Origin of the sequence: Streptomyces phaeochromogenes, from assembly GCF_001418655.1 — a bacterium.
In the GTDB taxonomy this organism is placed as follows: domain Bacteria; phylum Actinomycetota; class Actinomycetes; order Streptomycetales; family Streptomycetaceae; genus Streptomyces; species Streptomyces phaeochromogenes.
This window is the reverse complement of the sequence record NZ_LIQZ01000561.1, coordinates 1-1,417: the sequence shown is the minus strand read 5'-3', so window position 1 is coordinate 1,417 and position 1,417 is coordinate 1. Positions and strand designations below refer to the sequence as shown.

Here is a 1,417-nt window from a genome sequence, read left to right as displayed (position 1 = left end):
GACCCTTGTAGAAGTACGTGTTGTACGGGTCGTCGTAGTTGCGGATCTCGCTCGTCGCAATGTCAATCTTGCTCTGACCCTTGAGGTAGTTGTAGGTCGAGTCGAATTCGAGCTTCTGGTTGGTGACGTCGTTCGTCGACTTCAGGCGGTTGTAGACGACGGCGGCCATCTTCTTGAAGTCGTCGTGCGTGATTCCTTCGGCCTGGACGAGGCTCGCAACCGTGATGACCTGCAACGGGTCGTTCAGGTTGAGTTCCTTGGCCTTCTCCTCCAGGTCGTACTTGGCGTACTCCTGCTTGGCCTGCGACACCATTTCCTTGAGGACCGCCTCGGGCTTCATTCCCTTGGCGGCGGGATAGGTCGCCGGGTAGAGGAATCCTTCCAGCGGGTCCTTGATGTCGCTGTCGTTGTTCGCCCAGTCCGGAAGTCCGAGGCTCTTGTACTTCTTCTCGGCGACATCCGCGGTGGTGCCCTTGGAAAGCCCCAGCTGTTTGTCGATCAACGCGTAGACCGTGACGTTCCGCTGCCCCTCCTTGACGACCAGGCTGTTCTGGCTCTTGGGGTCGAGCATCAGCGCGACAGCGCTTTCGGCGGACATCTCCTTCTTGAGCAGATAGGAGCCCGCCTGAATCTTGTCGCCGTCCGGATTCTTCCCCTGGGCCGACACGAAGGCGTCCACACTCTTGACGACGCCCGCCGCCTTGAGCTTCTGGCCGATCACCGATCCGAAGGCGCCCTTGGGAATCACGACGGTCACCTGGTCGCTCGTACCGTCGCCCGCGTAGTCCGGCGCCGAGCCGAAACGATCCTGGTAGAACTGGTAGCCGAAATAGCCGACGCCGCCGACCACTCCGGTGAGGACAAGCGTCACGACCAGGCAGGCAGAGCCGCTCCGGCTCTTCTTCTCACCTTTGCCCTTGCCCCCTTTATCGCCTTTGCCCGCCTTGCCGCGCCGACGGCCTTTGGCGTCGTCCTCGAAGTCGTCGTCATCGTCGTCGTCATTGCCGCCCGCGAAGAACGCGTGCTCGCCCTGGTCAGGACCCGGGTCCCAGTCCGTCTGCGGCGGCTCCGGCTCGACTCCGCGGCGACTCGGCGGCTCCGGCGGCGGNNGGATCGACGCCGTACGGGACCTGGGGCTGCTGCGGCTGCTGTTGGTGGTGTTGTTGCCCCGTGTTGTCCCAGCCACCGTTGTACTGCTGGCCGTTGCCGTACTGCTGACCGTTGTTGAACTGCTGGCCGTCGCCGTACTGCTGACCGCCGTTGTACTGCTGACCACCCTGGCCGTGGTACCCCTGCCCGCCCTGGCCGTTGTCGTACTGCTGCGGAGCCTGCCCGCCGTACTGCTGATCCTGGACGTACTGCTGCTGGTGACCCTGGGAGTAGTACTGCTGCTGGCCCTGGTCGTAACCGACCTGCT

1 protein-coding gene and 1 pseudogene are annotated in these 1,417 nt (G+C 63.2%); one reads left to right on the top strand and one right to left on the bottom strand.

What is annotated here, in order from left to right; translation table 11 throughout:
• A pseudogene (locus AOK17_RS45770) lies at window positions 1–1,108 on the bottom strand (endolytic transglycosylase MltG); the annotation flags it as partial.
• A 2-nt stretch (window positions 1,109–1,110) separates the two neighbouring features.
• Here AOK17_RS45770 and AOK17_RS53110 point away from each other — a divergent pair.
• Window positions 1,111–1,417: hypothetical protein (locus tag AOK17_RS53110; protein ID WP_245697816.1), on the top strand; the 307-nt coding region annotated here is incomplete at both ends.